The 21,588-nt window shown below is 32.8% G+C and carries 21 protein-coding genes; 18 read left to right on the top strand and 3 right to left on the bottom strand.

What is annotated here, in order from left to right; genetic code table 11:
- Positions 1 to 36: 36 nt before the first annotated feature.
- The 3 genes from BDW31_RS09435 to BDW31_RS09425 are packed head-to-tail and all read left to right on the top strand — an operon-like array spanning position 37 to position 2,891.
- Positions 37 to 1,338 (top strand): pyrimidine-nucleoside phosphorylase, encoded by a 1,302-nt coding sequence (locus tag BDW31_RS09435; RefSeq protein WP_037551899.1) that lies wholly within the window; start codon positions 37 to 39, stop codon positions 1,336 to 1,338.
- Between the two features lie 15 nt (positions 1,339 to 1,353).
- The gene (gene deoB / locus BDW31_RS09430; RefSeq protein ID WP_011275210.1) at positions 1,354 to 2,541 is read left to right on the top strand and encodes a phosphopentomutase; all 1,188 of its coding nucleotides are present in this window, start codon (positions 1,354 to 1,356) and stop codon (positions 2,539 to 2,541) included.
- Positions 2,541 to 2,891 carry a DoxX family protein gene (locus BDW31_RS09425; protein ID WP_053025305.1) on the top strand — a complete coding sequence of 117 codons (351 nt, stop codon included), beginning with the start codon at positions 2,541 to 2,543 and terminating at the stop codon, positions 2,889 to 2,891. Before deoB ends, BDW31_RS09425 begins: the two co-directional genes overlap by 1 nt.
- Positions 2,892 to 2,971: 80 nt before the next feature.
- Here BDW31_RS09425 and BDW31_RS09420 read toward each other — a convergent pair whose 3' ends face one another.
- Positions 2,972 to 3,442, bottom strand: coding sequence for an S-ribosylhomocysteine lyase (locus BDW31_RS09420; RefSeq protein WP_037551902.1), 471 nt, complete (start codon positions 3,440 to 3,442; stop codon positions 2,972 to 2,974).
- Positions 3,443 to 3,697: 255 nt separating this feature from the next.
- Between BDW31_RS09420 and BDW31_RS09415 the strand changes: the two genes are divergently transcribed.
- From BDW31_RS09415 to BDW31_RS09405, 3 genes are all read left to right on the top strand, one after another.
- On the top strand, positions 3,698 to 4,882 hold the full coding sequence (locus tag BDW31_RS09415) for a M20 family metallopeptidase (protein ID WP_053025304.1): 1,185 nt from the start codon (positions 3,698 to 3,700) through the stop codon (positions 4,880 to 4,882).
- A complete protein-coding gene (gene ldmS / locus BDW31_RS09410; RefSeq protein WP_037551906.1) occupies positions 4,879 to 6,072 on the top strand; it encodes an L-aspartate--L-methionine ligase LdmS in 1,194 nt (397 codons plus the stop codon). The genes BDW31_RS09415 and ldmS overlap by 4 nt, the downstream gene beginning before the upstream one ends.
- Before the next feature lie 252 nt (positions 6,073 to 6,324).
- Complete coding sequence (locus BDW31_RS09405) at positions 6,325 to 6,990, top strand: DUF2750 domain-containing protein (RefSeq protein ID WP_037551908.1); 666 nt, start codon at positions 6,325 to 6,327, stop codon at positions 6,988 to 6,990.
- 335 nt (positions 6,991 to 7,325) lie between these two features.
- Here the strand turns inward: BDW31_RS09405 and coaW are convergent, their stop codons facing one another.
- Entirely contained in the window at positions 7,326 to 8,126 is an 801-nt protein-coding gene (gene coaW / locus BDW31_RS09400; protein WP_037551909.1) for a type II pantothenate kinase, read from the bottom strand.
- Positions 8,127 to 8,318: 192 nt separating this feature from the next.
- Here coaW and BDW31_RS09395 point away from each other — a divergent pair, with 192 nt between their 5' ends.
- The 3 genes from BDW31_RS09395 (at position 8,319) to BDW31_RS09385 (ending at position 11,635) form a co-directional block, all read left to right on the top strand.
- Positions 8,319 to 9,179: a GNAT family N-acetyltransferase gene (locus BDW31_RS09395; RefSeq protein WP_037551913.1), complete on the top strand. Its 861-nt coding sequence runs from the start codon at positions 8,319 to 8,321 to the stop codon at positions 9,177 to 9,179.
- A 114-nt stretch (positions 9,180 to 9,293) separates the two neighbouring features.
- Positions 9,294 to 9,812: a DNA-directed RNA polymerase subunit delta gene (gene rpoE, locus BDW31_RS09390; RefSeq protein ID WP_053025303.1), complete on the top strand. Its 519-nt coding sequence runs from the start codon at positions 9,294 to 9,296 to the stop codon at positions 9,810 to 9,812.
- 215 nt (positions 9,813 to 10,027) lie between these two features.
- Positions 10,028 to 11,635 (top strand): CTP synthase, encoded by a 1,608-nt coding sequence (locus BDW31_RS09385; RefSeq protein ID WP_053025302.1) that lies wholly within the window; start codon positions 10,028 to 10,030, stop codon positions 11,633 to 11,635.
- 64 nt (positions 11,636 to 11,699) lie between these two features.
- Here BDW31_RS09385 and BDW31_RS09380 read toward each other — a convergent pair whose 3' ends face one another.
- Positions 11,700 to 12,221, bottom strand: a complete 522-nt coding sequence (locus BDW31_RS09380) for a DUF2529 family protein (RefSeq protein ID WP_037551919.1) — start codon at positions 12,219 to 12,221, stop codon at positions 11,700 to 11,702.
- Positions 12,222 to 12,421: 200 nt separating this feature from the next.
- On the opposite strand from BDW31_RS09380, the gene fdaB reads away from it, so the two are divergent.
- The 9 genes from fdaB (at position 12,422) to prmC (ending at position 21,561) form a co-directional block, all read left to right on the top strand.
- On the top strand, positions 12,422 to 13,279 hold the full coding sequence (gene fdaB / locus BDW31_RS09375; RefSeq protein WP_011275221.1) for a class IIb fructose-bisphosphate aldolase FdaB: 858 nt from the start codon (positions 12,422 to 12,424) through the stop codon (positions 13,277 to 13,279).
- 282 nt (positions 13,280 to 13,561) lie between these two features.
- Positions 13,562 to 14,833, top strand: coding sequence for a UDP-N-acetylglucosamine 1-carboxyvinyltransferase (locus BDW31_RS09370; protein WP_110709601.1), 1,272 nt, complete (start codon positions 13,562 to 13,564; stop codon positions 14,831 to 14,833).
- 186 nt (positions 14,834 to 15,019) lie between these two features.
- A complete protein-coding gene (locus BDW31_RS09365) occupies positions 15,020 to 15,355 on the top strand; it encodes a winged helix-turn-helix transcriptional regulator (protein ID WP_011275223.1) in 336 nt (111 codons plus the stop codon).
- Between the two features lie 168 nt (positions 15,356 to 15,523).
- Positions 15,524 to 16,951, top strand: coding sequence for an aldehyde dehydrogenase family protein (locus BDW31_RS09360; protein ID WP_053025300.1), 1,428 nt, complete (start codon positions 15,524 to 15,526; stop codon positions 16,949 to 16,951).
- 266 nt (positions 16,952 to 17,217) lie between these two features.
- Positions 17,218 to 18,534, top strand: coding sequence for a transcription termination factor Rho (rho, locus tag BDW31_RS09355; RefSeq protein WP_011275225.1), 1,317 nt, complete (start codon positions 17,218 to 17,220; stop codon positions 18,532 to 18,534).
- Between the two features lie 120 nt (positions 18,535 to 18,654).
- Positions 18,655 to 18,912: a type B 50S ribosomal protein L31 gene (locus BDW31_RS09350; RefSeq protein ID WP_011275226.1), complete on the top strand. Its 258-nt coding sequence runs from the start codon at positions 18,655 to 18,657 to the stop codon at positions 18,910 to 18,912.
- A gap of 150 nt (positions 18,913 to 19,062) precedes the next feature.
- Entirely contained in the window at positions 19,063 to 19,662 is a 600-nt protein-coding gene (locus BDW31_RS09345) for a thymidine kinase (protein ID WP_085060569.1), read from the top strand.
- Positions 19,662 to 20,738: a peptide chain release factor 1 gene (prfA, locus tag BDW31_RS09340; protein WP_011275228.1), complete on the top strand. Its 1,077-nt coding sequence runs from the start codon at positions 19,662 to 19,664 to the stop codon at positions 20,736 to 20,738. The genes BDW31_RS09345 and prfA overlap by 1 nt, the downstream gene beginning before the upstream one ends.
- Complete coding sequence (gene prmC, locus BDW31_RS09335; protein ID WP_110709599.1) at positions 20,725 to 21,561, top strand: peptide chain release factor N(5)-glutamine methyltransferase; 837 nt, start codon at positions 20,725 to 20,727, stop codon at positions 21,559 to 21,561. The genes prfA and prmC overlap by 14 nt, the downstream gene beginning before the upstream one ends.
- The last annotated feature ends 27 nt before the right edge of the window (positions 21,562 to 21,588 follow it).

Raw genomic sequence — 21,588 nt, 5'->3', positions numbered from 1 at the left:
AGATACAACAGCTTATTTTGAGAGGGGTTCAGAATTATGAGAATGGTAGATATTATTGAAAAAAAACGCGATGGTAAATCATTATCAAAAGAAGAAATTGAATTCTTTATCAAAGGTTACACGAATGGGGATATCCCGGATTATCAGGCATCGAGTTTAGCTATGGCTATCTTTTTCCAAGATATGAATGACGAAGAGCGCGCAGCATTAACTATGGCAATGGTTAATTCAGGTGATGTGATTGACTTATCAAAAATCAATGGTATTAAAGTTGATAAGCACTCAACAGGAGGCGTTGGTGATACAACTACATTAGTATTAGCGCCTCTAGTGGCAGCAGTGGGTGTCCCAGTAGCCAAAATGAGTGGACGTGGCTTAGGACATACGGGTGGAACAATTGATAAATTAGAATCAATAAAAGGATTCCACGTTGAAATCTCTGAAGAGGATTTCATTAAACTTGTTAATGAAAATCAAGTAGCTGTTATTGGACAGTCAGGTAATTTAACTCCAGCTGATAAGAAACTTTATGCATTGAGAGATGTAACAGGGACAGTTAACTCAATTCCTTTAATTGCATCATCTATTATGAGTAAAAAAATTGCTGCGGGTGCTGATGCTATCGTCTTAGATGTTAAAACTGGTAATGGTGCTTTCATGAAAACATTAGAGGACGCTGAAGCGTTAGCTCATGCTATGGTTAGTATAGGGAATAATGTAGGTAGAAATACAATGGCTATTATTTCTGACATGAGCCAACCACTTGGTCGAGCGATTGGTAATGCTTTAGAATTGAAAGAAGCTATTGATACATTAAATGGTAAAGGACCAGAAGATTTAACTGAACTTGTATTAACACTCGGTTCTCAAATGGTAGTTCTAGCTAATAGAGCAAAAACACTTGAGGAAGCACGTCAATTATTAAATGAAGCAATTGAAAATGGTTCAGCTTTAGAAAAATTTAAAACATTTTTAGAGAATCAAGGTGGCGATGCCTCAGTAGTTGATGCGCCTGAACTATTACCAACAGCAACATATCAAATCGAGTATAAAGCTCAATCAAGTGGCGTAGTTTCAGAACTTATTGCTAATGAAATTGGTGTTGCTTCAATGATGTTAGGTGCTGGGAGACAAACTAAAGAGGATGAAATAGATTTAAGTGTTGGGATTGTATTAAATAAGAAAGTAGGAGACGTTGTTAAAGAGGGAGAATCTTTATTAACCATTCACAGTAATCGTGAAAATGTTGACGACGTTATTAAGAAACTTGATGAAAGTATTGAAATTCAAGCACAAGCAACAACACCAACATTAATTCATAAAATAATTACAGAGTAGGAGGGAGTGTTAAATATGACTACACCATTCAAAAGAGTACATTTAATTGTTATGGATTCAGTAGGTATCGGAGAAGCGCCTGATGCTGCAGCTTTCAATGATGAAGGATCTCATACATTAAAGCATACATTAGAAGGATTTAACCAAACGCTACCTAATTTGGAAAAATTAGGATTGGGTAATATTGAAGAATTACCTGTTGTCAATAAAGTTGAACAACCAGGTGCTTTCTATACTAAACTTAGTGAAGCTTCAGTGGGTAAAGATACCATGACAGGACATTGGGAAATCATGGGCTTAAATATCATGCAACCATTTAAAGTATATCCAAACGGATTTCCTGATGAGTTAATACAAGAGATTGAAGAAATGACAGGTCGTAAAGTTGTAGCAAATAAGCCCGCTTCAGGGACAGCCATTATTGATGAATTAGGTGAGCATCAAATGAAAACTGGGGACTTAATCGTCTATACTAGCGCTGACCCAGTACTTCAAATTGCTGCACATGAAGATATTATTCCTCTTGAAGAATTATATGATATTTGTGAAAAGGTTCGAGAATTAACTAAAGATCCTAAATACTTAATTGGTCGTGTAATTGCACGTCCGTATGTAGGTGAACCAGGAAACTTTACACGTACTTCTAATCGACATGATTACGCACTCAAACCATTTGGCAAAACTGTTATGAATACATTAAAAGATAATAACTATGATGTTATTGCTATAGGAAAAATTAATGATATTTATGATGGTGAAGGTGTAACTGAAGCAATAAGAACAAAAAATAATATGGATGGTATGGATCAATTAATTAATGTCGTAAAAAAAGATTTTAATGGCATTAGTTTCTTAAATTTAGTTGATTTCGATGCACTATACGGCCATCGTAGAGACAAAGAAGGTTATGCACAAGCTATTAAAGATTTCGACGAGCGATTACCAGAATTAATCGACAATCTTCAAGAAGATGATTTAGTTATTATCACGGCTGATCACGGAAATGATCCTATTGCCGATGGTACTGATCATACTAGAGAGTATATCCCAGTACTTATGTTTAGCCCTAAAATTGATAAATACCATGAATTATCAGGAGACAGTACGTTTAGTTCAATCGGTGCGACCATTGCAGATAATTTCAATGTGGAATTACCTGAATTTGGTAAGAGTTATTTGAATGAAATGGGAGTAGAACATTAATGAAAGTATTTCGTTATTTATTAGGTTTATCATTTGGAACAGCTGGCGTTCTACATTTTACTAATGAACGCTCATTTAGAAATATTGTTCCAGAATACTTACCATTACGTAAAACAGCTGTTTTAGTAACAGGTGTATTTGAAATTTTCTTTGGCATTATGTTGTTATTAAAACGTCCTGCTAATTGGTTAAAAACAGGTATAAATCTTTTCTTATTAGCTGTATTACCAGCAAATATATATATGGCACGAAAAGAATTACCTTTAGGTGATAAACAAGTACCTAAATGGGCATTATACACAAGACTACCAATGCAATTTGTTTTAATTGCACTAGTGAAAAAATTATAGAAGAGAAAAGTAAAACCACCAATATTTAAATATACTTAAGTATATTTAAATATTGGTGGTTTTTATTTTGAATATGAAATTTATTTACCTTCACCAAAAATATCTGACCATTGATTGCGTTTATCTAAAAATGCTTGCGCAATTTCTTTTGCACCTTCAAGTGAATGACTTGCTGCCCAACCGCATTGTACTTCATTGCAAGCGGGTACCTCAGTAGCTTCTAAAACATCATTTAGTGTTTTTTCAATTATATTTAACACTTCTTCATAGTCGTCATGATTAATAAATGAAACATAAAAACCAGTTTGACAACCCATTGGACTTAAATCTACAACTTTATCAGTATGATTTCTAATGTTTTCAGCCATTAAATGCTCTAGTGAGTGTAACCCAGGCATTTCCATGTGCTCCTTGTTAGGTTGTTTGAAGCGAATGTCATATTTTTTAATAACATCACCATTTAAGCCTTCCATTGTACCAGCTAAACGGACGAAAGGTGCGACAACTTTAGTGTGATCTAGATTAAAACTTTCAACGTTCATTTTAGTCATGATAAATCCTCCTATATTAAATAAGCTTAATTATTAAGTTAACGATTTGATTGTATCAATAGTTAAGGGTATTTACAATTTTCAAAATTATAGTTAAACAAAGTTAATTGTGAGAAAATTTCGTAAATATAAAGTTATTTAATGACAACAATCTTTAAATCCGATAAAATAAGTAATAATTAATTGAGAAACGATATGGTTACAATATCCAAAATATTTTTAAAAATTTTTACAATAATAAGGGAGTTATGATTTATGAGTAATAAACAAGGAATTTTAGATTATATAGAGAATAATAAATATGATTATGTTGAAATTAGTCATAGAATACATGAACGCCCTGAATTAGGCAATGAAGAAATTTTCGCGTCTAGAACGCTTATAGATAAATTGAAAGAGAATGATTTCGATATAGAAACGGATATTGCTGGACACGCTACTGGATTTATAGCTACATATGATTCTGGGCAAGAAGGCCCGGTTATTGGCTATTTAGCTGAATATGATGCATTACCAGGCCTAGGTCATGCATGTGGTCATAATATTATTGGAACTGCTAGTGTACTTGCGGGTTCAGCATTGAAACAAGTTATAGACCGCATCGGTGGCAAAGTTGTCGTGCTCGGTTGTCCTGCAGAAGAAGGTGGCGAAAATGGTAGTGCAAAAGCGACATATGTTAAGGCTGGTATTATCGATGATATCGATATAGCATTAATGATTCATCCAGGTAATGCAACTTATCCAACCATTGATACACTAGCGGTGGATGTATTAGATATAAAATTTTATGGCAAAAGTGCACATGCTTCTGAAAATGCTGACGAAGCTTTAAACGCTTTAGATGCAATGATTTCATATTTTAACGGTGTAGCACAGTTAAGACAGCATATTAAAAAAAGTCAACGCGTACATGGTGTTATCTTAGACGGAGGAAAAGCTGCAAATATTATACCCGATTTTACACATGCTCGATTCTACACACGTGCAACAACTCGAAAAGAACTAGATATTTTAACAGAAAAAGTTAATCAAATTGCTAGGGGTGCCGCAATTCAAACAGGTTGTGATTATGAATTTGGCCCTATACAAAATGGTGTGAACGAATTTATTAAGACACCTAAATTAGATGAATTATTTAAAAAGTACGCGCTCGAAGTTGGTGAAGATGTAAGTCATGATGATTTTGGTTTTGGTTCAACAGATACGGGTAATGTCAGTCATATAGTACCTACGATTCATCCTCATGTGAAGATAGGATCTAGAAACTTAGTTGGTCATACACATAGATTTAGAGAGGTTGCGGCAAGTGTACATGGTGATCAAGCGTTAATTCATGGTGCGAAAATTATAGCATTAATGGGATTAGAACTAATTGAAAATAAGGGAATGTTTGATGAAATTGTTCAACAGCACTCTCATATAAAGGGGCAGTCAAAATGACGATAAATGAAAAGGGTCTAAAATTAACTTTAAGTGACTTATATAATGAAAATATAGTGTATAACTCGAGACCATCTTATGTTTCAAATCCATGGTTAAAGCCAGAGGAGCATCAATCTAATTTCTTAACTGGTAGGGAAATGCTTATTGCAGATTCAATGCCAATGATTGTACATGAAGCAAGTATTACTGAAAAATTAGATCAACTATTTAATCTTGTTGGAAAAAAAGTTCCCACAAATACGTATCAATTTAAAAACCGTGAAACATATGAAGCACTATTAAATCGAATTGTTAAAGAAGAAGGTAAAGATATATATTTTCAATATATTCATAGTGAAGATGTTGTTTCGGATAAATGCTACGCTGTAGATAAAGAGACATTTGTAGCTTTGAACAATAAAGCGCGAATACCAGAATGGACGAATCATAAATATTTACCAGAGCGAGAAATTGTATCGATAAATGATTTTAAAGCGCGCATAAAAGAATGGGATTTCCCTTTTGTAATTAAACCAGGTGATGACTTACCAACAGCTGGTGGATATGGTGTAATGATTTGCTATGATGAAGAAGACTTAGCTAAAGCAACACAACGTATTTTAAAAGCAAGTGATGCTACGGATAATTTAATAATTGAACAAAAAATTGAAGCGGTAAAGAATTATTGTGTTCAGTATGCTTATTCTGAAGAAATAGGTGTGACTTATTTAGGGACTGCACATCAAATCACTGATAAATATGGATTTTATGCTGGAAATGAAAATGTTCAAGATGTTCCTCAACAAGTTATTGATGCAGGAAGAGAAATTATGGAAAATGGTGTAAAGTTGGGTTTCTTCGGTGTAGCTGGATTTGATTTACTATTAGATAAAAACGATGATGTTTTTGCCATCGATTTAAACTTTAGACAAAATGGCTCAACAAGCATGTTATTATTACAAGAAGAATTAAATTCATCATATCAGAAATTCTATAGTTACTTCTCTAATGGTGATAATGAACATTTCTTTAATACAATTTTAAAATATGTCAAAAAGGGCGTATTATATCCATTATCTTATTATGATGGTGATTGGTTTGGAAAGAATGCAGTTAATTCTCGTTTTGGTTGTATATGGACTGGAGATTCAAAAGAAGCCATAGAGAAAATTGAAAAATCCTTTTTAGCTGAATTAGATAAAAATTAAATTACCCTAATCACTATCCATTGATAGGTATATAGCAATAATTTTAAAAAGCATAATTTCAATTCTTAGCATTTAAATGAATCAAAAGATAATAATTCAATATAGTTATAGCTCTATGCGTCAATTTGGGAGCAAGACATGGCATTCATCAAGAATACAGTCTTGGTCCTTTTTTTAGAATAGAAATTTGACGACATAAGTATTGTCATTTAGTATTTTAATAGTTGCAAATTAGAAATGGAGGGTTATGCATTGTCTTATAAGAATGAGGCGTACTTTAAAGATGTACTGATTAATGAAGTGTTTTATGTTGCTAACAAAAATAAAAAACTGGTCAGACTAAATAGTAATAACCAAGATTATGTTGGCGTTTGGACTCAAGAAGGACAAGCGGAAGACTATTTAAAACATGCGTCAATCGATTATGACCGTGTGCTAAAAATTGATATTGATACATTCGTTACATATGAATTGGATGACTTATTTGATGAGGATGATCAAGTTATCATTAATCAAACATCACAAGAAACTGGTCAAATTGTAAAAGTCGTTAAAATGACTGATGAATTAATGTCAGAGTTGGATAAAATTCGTATTAAAGAATTTGTAAAGGATGTTGCCAAAGAAGACCAAGTATTTGGTTTATCAAAACATGGCGAAAATCACTTTATATTGATTAGTGATGATAGTGAAGACAAACCTCAAATCATGCCGGTTTGGAGCTTGAAAAATAGAGCACTCAAAGTTCGTGATGAAGATTTTGAGGAATGTGAATTAATTGAAATTGAAGGTAGTGTATTTAGTGATTGGTTAGATAAGTTGCGTGATAATGACCAAGCTGTCGCAATTGATTTGAAACCTGGTGTGGTAGGCACAGTCATTTCTGCACAAAAATTATCAAATGAATTAACTTTTTAATTTGAAGCACGTAACATTTAGTGAAATCTTGTCTTTATATATACATTATTAAATAGTCGATGTTAAATATGTCGATGCAGTTAAGAATTAGATAAATTGTAGAGGGAGCAGACAGAATTAATATTTTTCAAAATTTATTTGTTGTATCCCCAGCTTGCTTAGCTTGTATAATTTCTTTAGGAAATTCTCTTTTCTGGGGCCCGTCTGCCATGCAAGGTTACTAGAATTAAAAAGCTTGTTACAAGTGCGCTTTTTAATTCAGTCAACTACTGCCAATATATATTTGTAGCCTGAGGCATTGAATTATGTCCCAGGCTCTTTTCAATAATAAGTATTTAATTTAAATAAATTGCGCCAAGTGCTCCTGAAAAAGCACCATTCTCAATGTAATATGGTTTGAAACCACGTAATACCGTATAATCTTCAATTACTTCACGTAAAAGTGGATTATTGTTGAAAGAAGACCCGATATATACAACATTCTCAGTTTTATTTTCACGAGCAACGGTTATGGCCATAGTAGTTATTACTTCACCAACAACTCCAACCACTGATGCTAATTTATTAGCAGGTGAAAAATCTACGTCTAAATTATGTAAGACGTTTCCAAAGTTAGCAGCTGTTAATTCACCTGGAATAGGTGGTTCGGTATCTTTGTAAATATGCTTAACTTTAAGATCAATCGTATCTCTATCTCCAGATTGAGCTAGATTTGTAAGTACTTCATAATCTGTAATTTGTGATAATAAGTATCCCAGTCCTTGAATCATACCTCCACCAGTACCTACACCGCCTACACGACGTTGTTGTTTGCCATCGAAATAATGTAACGAAGTGCCTGTACCGACATTAGCGAATATATATTCGTCAATATGATGACCTTGCTCTTTAAGAAGCATACCCAAACCTTTGGATGATGCATCGAATTCAACAAATATAGTTGCATCCACATTTAAACTTTCAGCAATAACGCCTGCATTCCCGCCAGTAAGACTGATTGATTCAAAAGTGTTTGCGTTTAACCATGCAATTACTTCTGAAATGTTTGTAGTAAGTTTTGTTTCATACGAACGTCCTTGTTGAGATTCTTGGACGATTTTTATTAGCGTACCACCGGCATCTATACCGACTTTCATTCTAGTTCACCTCGTGATTTTTATATGTCATATTTATAGTAAAGCAAATTAGCTAAATTTCAATAGATTATTTTTAAATTGTAAAAATTTAAAACAATTGTACCTAACTTAAAGTAGATTTTATTTTGATAAGTGTAAAAAAACAATTATAATAAAATTGATTAATTAAAAGAGGCATAGGGGTTAGTGGTTATGACTATAAAAAAACAGTTTGAAAATATAACGATTCAAGAATTTGAAGAAAAGTATAGACAGGATGTAGTTAACTTTGAATTAAGTGAGAGACAACAAATATACTCATCCTTACCGAAATCAGTTCTAGATGATGCTCTTTCAGATTCAAATAGAGTGGCTAATATAGCTATTAATGAGTATGGTGATGTTGTTGGTTTCTTTGTATTACATCAATATTATCAACATGAAGGGTATGATACACCTGAGAATGTTGTATATGTAAGATCATTATCAATTAATGAGAAGTTTCAAGGAAATGGCTATGGAACTACGATGATGATGTATTTACCTCAATATGTACAAGATTTATTCCCTGATTTCAATCACTTGTATCTGGTTGTCGATGCTGAAAATAAAGGGGCTTGGAATGTGTATGAACGTGCTGGTTTTATGCACACTGCTACTAAAGAAGAAGGTCCTATTGGTAAAGAACGGTTATATTATTTGGACTTAGATTCAAAACATGTGTCTTCACTACGATTAACTGAAAATGAAGCATCAAGCATTTCATCTTATAGTGTTGTTGATTTACTAAAAGATAACCAAAAAGTAGGTTTTATAGCACTTGAACAAACGGATAATCGAATTGATATTGTGGCTATTGAAGTGTATAAAGAACAACGAAAAGAAGGTATCGCTGAAAGTGCATTAAGACAAATTCCTACATATGTACGAAAGCATTTCAAACAAGCTAAAACGATTATGATTACGTTATTTGGTGAAAACAATGAATTAAAATCATTATGTGTAAATAGTGGTTTCGTAGAAATTGATCAGTCAGATGATTTAGTTATTTTCGAGAAATATGTAAATTACTGAGATAATCGTAATTGCGAAATCGTGTATTGTCATTTATAATTTATTTTTGTTACTATTAATTAATGAAATCTAACGACATAATTAAAAAATTCTTCGAAAGGAAGATTAGCTATAATGAAAATCCAAGATTATACTAAAGAAATGGTTGATGAAAAGTCATTTATAGATATGGCTTATACGTTATTAAATGATAAAGGTGCAACGATGAATTTATACGATATCATCGATGAATTCAAAGATTTAGGTGGTTATGAATTTGAAGAGATTGAAAATCGTGTAGTTCAGTTCTATACAGACTTAAATACAGATGGACGTTTCTTAAACATTGGTGAAAATCAATGGGGATTACGTGATTGGTATTCTGTAGACGATATTGAAGAAAAAATCGCACCTACAATTCAAAAATTCGATATTCTTGATGATGAAGATGAAGAAGATAAAAATCTTAAATTATTGGGTGATGACGAAATGGATGACGACGATGACATTCCTGCCCAAACGGATGATCAAGAAACTTTAGACGACCCTGAAGATGAACAAGTAGAAGACGAGATTAGTGAATCAGATTTAGTAATTGAAGATGACGAAGATGATGAACTCGACGAAGAAGACGAGGACGAATTCGAAGACTAAGAAGATTTTAAAACTAAATTTTAGTTTTAATTGACTTTTACTAAAAAAATGATAGAATTTTATTCGGGCTCCTTTAAATAGGACACGTGTATAAATCATATACGCTCCCCTTACAGATATGTGAGAGGGAGCGATTTTTTTATTTTTTAAAAGTGATTATTTAAAAAGAATAAATAGGTAAGGAAGCATCCCTTTATAAATTAGGAGGTCAGGAAATGACAAAATTTATTTTTGTAACGGGCGGAGTAGTATCATCATTAGGAAAAGGTATCACAGCCGCTTCTCTAGGTAGATTGTTAAAAGATAGAGGCTTAAAAGTAACAATTCAAAAATTTGATCCATATTTAAATGTTGACCCAGGAACTATGAGTCCGTATCAACATGGAGAAGTATTTGTTACAGATGATGGTGCTGAAACTGACTTAGATTTAGGACACTATGAGCGTTTTATTGATATTAATTTAAATAAATATTCAAATGTTACAGCTGGGAAAGTTTATTCACATGTACTCAAGAAAGAACGTCGTGGTGATTATTTAGGTGGAACAGTTCAAGTTATTCCACATATTACTAATGAAATTAAAGAACGTTTACTACTTGCTGGTGAGAGTACAAACGCAGATGTAGTTATTACTGAAATCGGTGGTACAACTGGTGACATTGAATCACTTCCATTTATTGAAGCAATTAGACAGATTAGAAGTGATTTAGGTCGTGAAAACGTAATGTATTTACATTGTACATTGCTTCCATACATTAAAGCTGCTGGTGAAATGAAAACAAAACCAACACAACACAGTGTTAAGGAACTACGTGGTTTAGGTATTCAGCCGGATTTAATTGTAGTGCGTACAGAATATGAAATGACACAAGATTTAAAAGATAAAATTGCATTATTCTGTGATATTAATAAAGAGAGCGTTATAGAATGTAGAGACGCATCATCTTTATATGAAATTCCATTACAATTAAGTGCACAGGATATGGATGACATTGTCATCAAGCGATTAGATTTAGATGCTAAATATGAAACGCAATTAGATGAATGGCAATATTTACTAGATACCGTTAATTCACTTGATGGTACAATCACGATTGGATTAGTAGGTAAATATGTTAGCTTACAAGATGCATACTTATCTGTTGTAGAGTCATTGAAACATGCTGGCTACCCATTGAAGAAAGACGTTGTAGTTAAGTGGATTGATTCTGGCGAAGTTAATGATAATAATGTTGAAGACTATTTAAAAGATGTAGATGGCATTCTTGTACCAGGTGGATTTGGATTTAGAGCAAGCGAGGGTAAAATTGCTGCAATTAAATACGCTCGTGAAAATAATGTTCCATACTTTGGTATTTGCTTAGGTATGCAATTAGCGACTGTTGAGTTTGCACGTAATGTACTAGGTTTAGAGGGAGCACACTCAGCAGAACTTGATCCTAGCACACCTTATCCAATTATTGATTTATTACCTGAGCAAAAGGATATTGAAGATTTAGGTGGCACGTTACGTTTAGGATTATATCCATGTAAAATTAAAGAAAACACATTGGCACATCAAATTTATGACGCAATAAATATTGAAGAAAGACACCGCCATAGATATGAATTTAATAATGAATTTAGAGAACAATTAGAAGCCAATGGTATGGTGTTCTCTGGTACTAGTCCAGATGGTCGATTAGTAGAAATGGTAGAAATTCCAGAGAATGACTTCTATATCGCATGTCAATTCCATCCTGAATTCTTATCAAGACCTAACAGACCTCAACCTATTTTCAAATCGTTTGTAGAAGCGGCTTATAAACATCAAAATAAATAATATAATAAATCAACCCTTACGTACTGAAATGGTGACGTAAGGGTTGATTTTATAATGAATGACATCACAACTCTAAATCTCGTGTCATTTCAATCATTTGAGTGTAAATTTCATAATATATGTAATTAAAAGATATCGTATGAGGTTGAACAACTTTATCATAATCCTCAGTATAAACAATTGGTCTAGGGGTAGCTAGATTGATGAAATGTATAAAGTGTTCTGGTATTTCTGAATCTTTGGGTCGATTACAAATTAAGACAACATCTATATCGTTATCTACTAATGTTTGTAAATCTTTAGCTACTTCTTCAGTGTAAAATGGTGAAAAGAGTAACACGCGATCTGTTGAATCTATATCATCAAATGTTGTGAGCGTGGATAATAATTTACTAGATTTAAGGTGCTCTTCACTTTCTATAACGAAAGGCTCGAAAAATTTCAAATCGCCATAGCCTTTAATGTATACATAACCTTCGCCACCGATTGCTTGTATTAGACATTGAGCAGCCATTTGAATATCTAAAGCTTGATCTTCTAACCGATTAAATATACCCGTTAATTGAGTTTGTAATATTTTAGACATGTTGTTCCTCCGTTTCATATGTATTGTAAATAAACTCAAACTTATGTGCAATAAAACCGTTCATATATTGAATTATTAATAATTTAGTATTTAATAGTAAAAGTTTATTTTAAATCAAGCATGCATTCACATGCAATTCAAAAAAATATCTGATATAATGATTTTAAAAATTGTGCAGTTGCACACAAGGAGGAACTTTCATGCCATTAGTTTCAATGAAAGAAATGTTAATCGATGCAAAAGAAAATGGTTATGCGGTTGGTCAATACAACTTAAATAACTTAGAATTTACACAAGCTATTTTAGAAGCTTCACAAGAAGAGAACGCGCCAGTTATCTTAGGTGTTTCAGAAGGTGCTGCACGTTATATGAGTGGTTTCTATACAGTAGTTAAAATGGTTGAAGGTTTAATTCATGACTTAAACATTACTGTACCTGTAGCTATTCACTTAGACCATGGTTCAAGCTTTGAAAAATGTAAAGAAGCGATTGATGCTGGATTCACTTCAGTAATGATCGATGCTTCTCATAGTCCTTTTGAAGAAAATATCGAAATCACTTCAAAAGTTGTAGAGTATGCTCATCAACATGGTGTATCAGTAGAAGCTGAATTAGGAACAGTTGGTGGACAAGAAGATGATGTTGTAGGTGGCATTATTTATGCTGATCCTAAAGAATGTCAAGAATTAGTTGAAAGAACTGGCATTGATACTTTAGCTCCAGCATTAGGTTCAGTTCACGGGCCATATAAAGGTGAACCTAAATTAGGATTCAAAGAAATGGAAGAAATTGGTGCATCAACTGGTTTACCATTAGTTTTACATGGTGGTACTGGTATACCAACTAAAGACATTCAAAAAGCAATCCCTTATGGTACTGCTAAAATTAATGTTAATACTGAAAACCAAATTGCTTCAGCTAAAGCAGTAAGAGAAGTTTTAAATAATGATCAAGATGTATATGATCCACGTAAATATTTAGGACCTGCTCGTGAAGCGATTAAAGAAACAGTTAAAGGTAAAATTAGAGAATTTGGTACATCTAATCGTGCTAAATAAATAATTTAATTGAAGATGTTTTGAAATAGGAGTGAAACTTTAAGTCGTTTCACTCTTTTTCTTTATAATTTGAGTATTCATATTTAAATATTTTTCAAAAATGATTTATAATATTTGTACATATAATTCTCGAATTAGTTTTATAAAGTTTGAATCGATAATTTTAATAATTGCAATTATCAATAAATCGTAATAATTTATGTTTTACAAATAAAGAATATGTATTTTATAATGTTACTAATGTATTATTTTAAATAAATGAGAAACAAAGGAGATAAACTTATGACTCAAGAGGTAATAAAAATTCGCGGTGGTCAAACACTAAAGGGAGACGTTACGATAAGTGGTGCCAAAAATAGTGCGGTAGCAATTATCCCAGCAACATTATTAGCTCAAGGCCAAGTTAAATTAGATGGCTTACCACAAATTTCCGATGTAGAGACGCTAGTTAGTTTATTGGAAGATTTAAATATTAAAGCCCATTTAAATGGAAAAACTTTAGAAGTAGATACTTCAAAAATTGAAAATGCACCACTGCCTAACAATAAAGTTGAATCTCTTAGAGCATCTTATTACATGATGGGAGCAATGTTAGGGCGTTTTAAAAAATGTGTAATAGGTTTACCTGGTGGTTGTCCATTAGGGCCACGTCCAATTGATCAACATATTAAAGGTTTTAAAGCATTAGGAGCAGAAATAGATGAATCAAATGATACATCTATTAAAATAGAAGCTAAAGAACTACATGGTGCTAATATCTTCTTAGATATGGTTAGTGTAGGCGCAACAATCAACATTATGTTGGCAGCTGTTCATGCAACTGGTCAAACAGTCATTGAAAATGCAGCTAAAGAACCTGAAGTTGTAGATGTTGCTAATTTCTTGAATAGTCTTGGCGCAGATATTAAAGGGGCAGGGACAAGTACGTTAAAAATTAATGGTGTTGATAGCTTACATGGTTCTGAATACCAAATTATCCCTGATCGTATTGAAGCAGGGACGTACATGTGTATAGCGGCAGCAGTTGGAGAAGAAATTACTATTAATAATATTGTTCCAAAACATGTTGAAGCACTTACTGTTAAATTAAAAGAACTTGGTGTAGACATCCAAGTAGATGGTGATGCTGAAAAAGCAATCATAAAACGCAAATCATCTTATAAAAATGTAGATATTAAAACTTTAGTATACCCTGGGTTTGCAACAGATTTACAACAACCAATCACGCCTTTATTATTTATGGCAGATGGCCCTTCATTTGTAACAGAAACAATATATCCTGCACGTTTTAAACATGTCGATGAGTTAAAAAACATGGGTGCTAATATTGAAGCCGATATGGAAACTGGAACTGCTACAATTAAACCATCATCACTTAATGGTGCTAAAGTATATGCAAGTGATTTGCGTGCAGGTGCATGTTTAATTATTGCAGGTCTTTTAGCTGAAGGCGTTACTACAATTTATAACGTTAGACATATTTATAGAGGCTATACTGACATTGTTAAGCATTTAAAAGAATTAGGTGCAAATATTTGGACTGAAGAAGTCTAAAGGTATTGATAAGTTAATATTGACAGTTTCAACTCTCGACATATTAGCTTTTTCTGGTATAATAATTATATTAGATACTAATAAGATTTTGGTTTATAGATATCATTAAAGCCTATACAATGTTTATATTTATAAGCGATTTTTAGTACCTACAATCTAAAGAAGTTTTGAATAGAGGTGAAGACAATGGAAATCTGTCCATATCTTGAAGAAACCTTTAAAATTGTTGGTAGAAGTTGGAACGGTTTAATCATTAATTATCTATCACGATGCACTGATTATACTGCGCACTTTTCCGATATGAAAAGGGATTTAAAGACCATTACACCACGTGCATTAAGTATTAAATTAACTGATTTAGGTGAATGGGGATTAGTTGAAAAGAAAGTAGTCTCAACTAGTCCAGTTTCAATCATTTATGAATTGACTGATAAAGGTAAAGCTTTAGCAGAAGCTTTAAAACCCATTGAAAAATGGGCTCAAGAACATGTAACACTTGAAGAAGAAGTTAAATCTAAATAATATAATAAAGAGTTTTGTGCTTTATATTGAATGAATAATCACTTTTATAATTGTTCATCATTGCTAGGTGCAAAACTCTTTTGTTATTTCATACTAAGATGGTATGTTTAATTTTCAATGAAAAAAGGTATAAAAATGACATAATGATTCTTAAGGAGTGAAGAATTTATGAGAAATTATACTCAACAATATATAAATGGCGAATGGATTGATAGCGATAGTAATGAAACGATTGAAGTAATCAATCCAGCAACTGAAGAAGTTATTGGTAAAGTAGCTAAAGGTAATGCTAATGATGTGGAAAAAGCAGTAGAAGCTGCAAATAACGTTTATTTAGAATTTCGTCATAGTTCAGTGAAAGAAAGAAAAGAACTATTAGATAAAATTGTAGAAGAATATAAAAATAGAAAACAAGATATTGTAGAAGCCATAACAGATGAATTAGGTGCACCTTTAACAGTATCTGAGAATGTCCACTACCAAATGGGACTAAATCATTTTGAAGAGGCAAGTAGAGCACTAGATTCATTCGAATTTGAAGAAAGACGTGGAGATGCATTAGTTATTAAAGAGGCAATTGGTGTTTCAGGCCTAGTAACACCTTGGAATTTCCCAACTAATCAAACTTCATTGAAATTAGCAGCCGCTTTTGCAGCAGGTAGTCCTGTTGTTCTAAAACCTTCAGAAGAAACACCATTTGCTGCAGTCATTTTAGCTGAAATATTTGATAAAGTAGGCGTACCAAAAGGTGTATTTAATCTTGTTAATGGTGACGGCGAAGGTGTAGGTAATCCACTAAGTGAACATCCAAAAGTTAGAATGATGTCATTTACTGGTTCAGGACGCACAGGTTCAAAAATAATGGAAAAAGCTTCTAAGGATTTCAAAAAAGTATCACTTGAATTAGGCGGTAAATCGCCTTATATCGTATTAGATGATGTTGATGTTAAAGAAGCAGCGAAAGCAACTACTGGCAAAGTAGTTAATAACACAGGTCAAGTATGTACTGCAGGTACTCGTATTTTAATTCCTGAAAGCAAAAAAGAAGACTTATTAACTGCACTTAAAGAAGAATTTAGTAAAGTTAAAGTTGGAGATCCACGAGAAGAAGGTACTCAAGTTGGACCGATTATTAGTAAGAAACAATTTGATACAGTCCAATCATATATTGATAAAGGTATTGAAGAAGGTGCAGAGTTATTCTACGGTGGTCCTGGTAAACCTGAAGGATTAAATACTGGTTATTTCGCGAGACCAACTATTTTTATCAATGTAGACAATGACATGACAATTGCTCAAGAAGAAATCTTTGGACCAGTTGCTTCTGTAATCACATATAATGATTTAGATGAAGCAATCAAAATTGCTAATGATACTAAATATGGATTAGCAGGATATGTAATAGGTAAAGATAAAGAAACACTTCAAAAAGTAGCTCGTTCAATTGAAGCAGGTAGAATTGAAATCAATGAAGCTGGAAACCAACCAGATTTACCATTTGGTGGATATAAACAATCTGGAATTGGTCGTGAGTGGGGCGATTATGGTATAGAAGAGTTCTTAGAAGTGAAATCAATTGCTGGTTATTTCAGTTAATTTAAAAAATTAATTTATATATTATTTGTATCAGTTCATGGAATATTTTTAGTTCCATGAGCTGTTTTATTTTTGGAAATTTAATAAAATCGTTTTGTATTTAAATTGAAAATTTGCTATATTAATTCTAGTATTCAAGACTTTAAATATTATTTTATGAGATATCCTAAATAGACTTAGTGAGTTCTTGAAATGAAACTATTTAAAATATCTCTTTTCTAATCAAATTGAAGTCTTTATAAATATATAAGAAATGGGTGCAATTTATGCCTGAAAAAGTACGTACATCTCCACAGTATGAGTCGTTTCATGAATTGTATAAAAATTACACAACGAAAGAATTAACACAAAAAGCAAAAACATTAAAACTTACTAATTATAGTAAATTGAATAAGAGTGAATTAGTTTTAGCTATCATGGAAGCCCAAATGGAAAAAGATGGTAACTATTACATGGAGGGTGTCTTAGATGATATCCAGCCTGATGGTTATGGGTTCCTAAGAACAGTCAACTATTCAAAAGGTGAAAAAGATATTTATATATCTGCAAGTCAAATACGACGTTTCGAAATTAAACGTGGTGATAAAGTAACCGGAAAAGTTCGTAAACCTAAAGATAATGAAAAATATTATGGTTTATTGCAAGTTGACTTTGTTAATGATGAGAATGCTGAAGTTGTAAAAAAACGCCCTCACTTTCAAGCTTTAACGCCTCTCTATCCTGAGGAAAGAATCGTTTTAGAAACAGATCCCCAAAATTATTCAACACGTATAATGGATTTAGTTACGCCTATTGGTCTAGGTCAACGTGGACTTATTGTTGCACCTCCTAAAGCGGGTAAAACGTCTTTATTAAAAGAAATTGCAAATGCGATTAGTAAAAATAAACCTGATGCAAAATTATTTATTTTATTAGTTGGGGAACGTCCAGAAGAAGTAACTGATATTGAAAGATCCGTTGAATCTGCTGAAGTAGTGCACTCGACTTTTGATGAGCCACCAGAACACCATGTTAAAGTAGCTGAATTATTACTAGAACGTGCTAAACGATTAGTTGAGATTGGTCAAGATGTTATTATTCTGATGGACTCAATTACTCGATTGGCAAGAGCGTATAACTTAGTTATACCGCCAAGTGGAAGAACATTATCAGGTGGTCTTGATCCTGCTTCATTACACAAACCTAAAGCATTCTTTGGTGCTGCGCGTAACATTGAAGCAGGAGGAAGTTTAACGATATTAGCCACTGCATTAGTTGAAACAGGATCACGCATGGATGATATGATTTATGAAGAATTCAAAGGAACAGGAAATATGGAACTTCATCTTGATCGTAAATTATCTGAACGTCGAATTTTCCCTGCTATTGATATTGGAAGAAGTTCTACGCGCAAAGAAGAATTACTAATTAGTAAATCTGAACTTGATTCACTATGGCAGTTAAGAAACATGTTTACAGACTCTACAGATTTCACAGAAAGATTTATTAGAAAATTAAAACGTTCTAAAAGTAATAAAGAATTTTTCCAACAGTTGCAAAAGGCTGCTGAAGAAAGTACAAAAACAGGAAAACCGATTATTTAACGAATGTCTGTTTGAGGGTTGCGTTTTAATCTAATAACTATTATAATTACCAAGTATTGGGTAAAAAAACTCACAAATAACTCTGTTCCAGATGGTTCAGGGCAAAGGAGCTGAAAATTAATGAGACAAGGAATCCATCCTGATTATCACAAAGTTATCTTTTTAGATACAACTACTAACTTTAAATTTTTAAGTGGTTCAACTAAAACATCTTCAGAAACAATGGAATGGGAAGATGGCAATGAATACCCAGTTATTCGTTTAGATGTATCTTCTGATTCACACCCATTCTACACAGGACGTCAAAAATTCGCTGCTGCGGATGGTCGTGTGGAACGTTTCAACAAAAAGTTTGGTCTCAAATCAAACAACAACTAATTATAAGTTTAAACTGTCTGCCTAATCTATTTTATATAGAAATGCGTAGACAGTTTTTTTAAATTTAAGTAGTATTTAAAGTGATATTTATAATACATGGAAATATGATATAATTAAGCGATTATGTTTTTGTAAAAGGTGGAACTTATAATGTATGAAACTTACCATTCCGGTTGGATTGAATGCATTACTGGAAGTATGTTTAGCGGTAAGTCAGAAGAACTAATTCGTAGACTAAGAAGAGGGATATACGCTAAACAAAAAGTAGTAGTGTTTAAACCAGCGATTGATGATCGTTATCATAAAGAAAAAGTTGTTTCTCATGACGGTAATGAATTAGAAGCAATTAATATTTCTACTTCAAGAGATATATTATTACAGGATTTGTCTCATGTTGATGTCATTGGTATTGATGAGATTCAATTTTTCGATAAAGAAATTGTAAATATAGTGGAGAAGCTTGCTGAAAATGGCCATCGAGTAGTGGTTGCAGGCTTAGATATGGATTTCAGAGGGGAACCATTCGAACCCATGCCACAAATCATGGCGGTAAGTGAACAAGTTACTAAATTACAGGCTGTATGTGCAGTATGTGGTTTATCATCAAGTAGAACACAACGCTTAATCGATGGACAGCCAGCTAAAGTAGATGATCCTATCATTTTAGTTGGGGCAAATGAAAGTTATGAACCGAGATGTCGTGCACATCATATCGTAGCACCAAGTACAAGTGACGAGGAGGAAATGTAGTGTTTGATCAATTAGATATCGTTGAAGAAAGATATGAACAACTCAATGAAATGTTAAGTGACCCTGAGATTGTTAATGATTCAGATAAGTTACGTAAATATTCAAAAGAACAAGCTGATTTACAAAAAACAGTTGATGTATATAGAGATTATAAAAGTAAAAAAGAAGAAATTGCTGAAATTGATGAAATGTTAAATGAAACAGAAGATAAAGAAGAAATTGAAATGTTGAAAGAGGAAAGTGCTAGTTTGAAAAGTGCGATTCCTGAGTTGGAAGAACAACTTAAATTTTTATTAATTCCAAAAGACCCTAATGATGAGAAAGACGTTATCGTTGAAATCAGAGCAGCAGCAGGTGGGGATGAAGCGGCAATCTTCGCTGGCGATTTACTAAGAATGTATAGTAAGTATGCAGAATCTCAAAACTTTAAAACTGAAATTGTTGAAGCGGCTGAAAGTGACCATGGTGGTTATAAAGAAATTAGTTTCTCAGTTTCAGGTAGCGGTGCTTATAGTAAATTAAAATTTGAAAATGGTGCACACCGAGTTCAACGTGTACCTGAAACAGAATCAGGCGGACGAATTCATACTTCAACAGCGACAGTTGCTGTTCTTCCTGAAGTTGAAGATGTTGAGATTGAAATCCGAAATGAAGATTTGAAAATAGACACCTATCGCTCAAGTGGTGCTGGTGGTCAGCACGTTAATACAACTGATTCAGCTGTTCGTATCACTCACTTACCTACTGGTGTTATTGCAACTTCTTCTGAAAAATCTCAAATTCAAAACCGTGAAAAAGCGTTGAAAGTTTTAAAAGCACGTTTATATGATATGAAATTACAGGAAGAACAACAAAAATATGCAGCACAACGTAAATCAGCAGTGGGTACAGGAGATAGATCTGAAAGAGTTAGAACATATAACTATCCTCAAAGCCGTGTAACTGACCATAGAATAGGATTAACTTTACAAAAGTTAGATCAAATTATGGAAGGTAAATTAGATGAAATTATTGATGCATTAACTTTATCTGAACAAACTGAGAAATTGAAAGAACTAAACAATGGTGAACTTTAAAGAACAATTAGATTATGCGATTAAACAAGCTGTAGATAAGGGTTATGAACAATCGAGAGCAGAATGGTTGATGCTTGATTTGTTTGGGTGGTCAAGAACTGATTATTTAATTCACATGTATGATGACATGTCAAAAGCAGAAGAAATCAAGTTTTCACTTGCGACTGAACGGATGCTTTTAGGTGAACCTATACAATATATTGTTGGTTTTCAATCTTTCTATGGCTATCAATTTCAAGTTAATGAAAATTGTTTAATTCCACGTCCTGAAACGGAGGAAGTGATGTTGCATTTTCTTGAAAATTGTAAATCAAGTGCTACAATCGCTGATATTGGAACTGGCAGTGGTGTTTTAGCTGTTACTTTGAAAAAGTTAAATAAAGATTTCACTGTTTATGCAACAGACATTCTCCAAGAGACCTTAGAAGTTGCATCAGATAATGCGCATTATCATGAGGCTGCTGTAACTTTTTTTAAAGGCAATGCATTGAAACCTTTCATACAAAAGAATATAAAATTGGATGGTATTGTTTCTAATCCACCATATATTGATGTAGATGAGATAGAAATGATGGAGAACACAGTTGTTAAGTATGAACCTCATATAGCATTGTTTGCAGAGAATAGGGGTTTCGCTATTTATGAATTAATCCTTAATGATTTGCCTAAAGTTTTAAATAAAGATGCTTTTGTCACCTTTGAAATTGGTTATAACCAGGGTGAAAGGTTAAAAAATATTATTTTAGAAAAGTATCCAAAACTTGATGTTAAAGTTGTTAAAGATATAAATGGTAATGAAAGAATAGTGTCATTTAAATGGTAAAACTCAAAGTTACTTATCTGATATAAT

Origin of the sequence: Staphylococcus sp. AtHG25 (genome assembly GCF_003217445.1) — a bacterium.
GTDB classification, from domain to species: domain Bacteria; phylum Bacillota; class Bacilli; order Staphylococcales; family Staphylococcaceae; genus Staphylococcus; species Staphylococcus haemolyticus.
This window is presented reverse-complemented; position numbering and strand designations above follow the sequence as displayed.

What these genes read in the sequence shown, in the direction of transcription:
- BDW31_RS09435 (WP_037551899.1), top strand. Translation starts at nt 37, where the DNA reads ATGAGAATGGTAGATATTATTGAAAAAAAACGCGATGGTAAATCATTA.
- deoB (WP_011275210.1), top strand. Translation starts at nt 1,354, where the DNA reads ATGACTACACCATTCAAAAGAGTACATTTAATTGTTATGGATTCAGTA.
- BDW31_RS09425 (WP_053025305.1), top strand. Translation starts at nt 2,541, where the DNA reads ATGAAAGTATTTCGTTATTTATTAGGTTTATCATTTGGAACAGCTGGC.
- BDW31_RS09420 (WP_037551902.1), bottom strand. Translation starts at nt 3,442, where the DNA reads ATGACTAAAATGAACGTTGAAAGTTTTAATCTAGATCACACTAAAGTT.
- BDW31_RS09415 (WP_053025304.1), top strand. Translation starts at nt 3,698, where the DNA reads ATGAGTAATAAACAAGGAATTTTAGATTATATAGAGAATAATAAATAT.
- ldmS (WP_037551906.1), top strand. Translation starts at nt 4,879, where the DNA reads ATGACGATAAATGAAAAGGGTCTAAAATTAACTTTAAGTGACTTATAT.
- coaW (WP_037551909.1), bottom strand. Translation starts at nt 8,126, where the DNA reads ATGAAAGTCGGTATAGATGCCGGTGGTACGCTAATAAAAATCGTCCAA.
- BDW31_RS09395 (WP_037551913.1), top strand. Translation starts at nt 8,319, where the DNA reads ATGACTATAAAAAAACAGTTTGAAAATATAACGATTCAAGAATTTGAA.
- rpoE (WP_053025303.1), top strand. Translation starts at nt 9,294, where the DNA reads ATGAAAATCCAAGATTATACTAAAGAAATGGTTGATGAAAAGTCATTT.
- BDW31_RS09385 (WP_053025302.1), top strand. Translation starts at nt 10,028, where the DNA reads ATGACAAAATTTATTTTTGTAACGGGCGGAGTAGTATCATCATTAGGA.
- BDW31_RS09380 (WP_037551919.1), bottom strand. Translation starts at nt 12,221, where the DNA reads ATGTCTAAAATATTACAAACTCAATTAACGGGTATATTTAATCGGTTA.
- fdaB (WP_011275221.1), top strand. Translation starts at nt 12,422, where the DNA reads ATGCCATTAGTTTCAATGAAAGAAATGTTAATCGATGCAAAAGAAAAT.
- BDW31_RS09370 (WP_110709601.1), top strand. Translation starts at nt 13,562, where the DNA reads ATGACTCAAGAGGTAATAAAAATTCGCGGTGGTCAAACACTAAAGGGA.
- BDW31_RS09365 (WP_011275223.1), top strand. Translation starts at nt 15,020, where the DNA reads ATGGAAATCTGTCCATATCTTGAAGAAACCTTTAAAATTGTTGGTAGA.
- BDW31_RS09360 (WP_053025300.1), top strand. Translation starts at nt 15,524, where the DNA reads ATGAGAAATTATACTCAACAATATATAAATGGCGAATGGATTGATAGC.
- rho (WP_011275225.1), top strand. Translation starts at nt 17,218, where the DNA reads ATGCCTGAAAAAGTACGTACATCTCCACAGTATGAGTCGTTTCATGAA.
- BDW31_RS09350 (WP_011275226.1), top strand. Translation starts at nt 18,655, where the DNA reads ATGAGACAAGGAATCCATCCTGATTATCACAAAGTTATCTTTTTAGAT.
- BDW31_RS09345 (WP_085060569.1), top strand. Translation starts at nt 19,063, where the DNA reads ATGTATGAAACTTACCATTCCGGTTGGATTGAATGCATTACTGGAAGT.
- prmC (WP_110709599.1), top strand. Translation starts at nt 20,725, where the DNA reads ATGGTGAACTTTAAAGAACAATTAGATTATGCGATTAAACAAGCTGTA.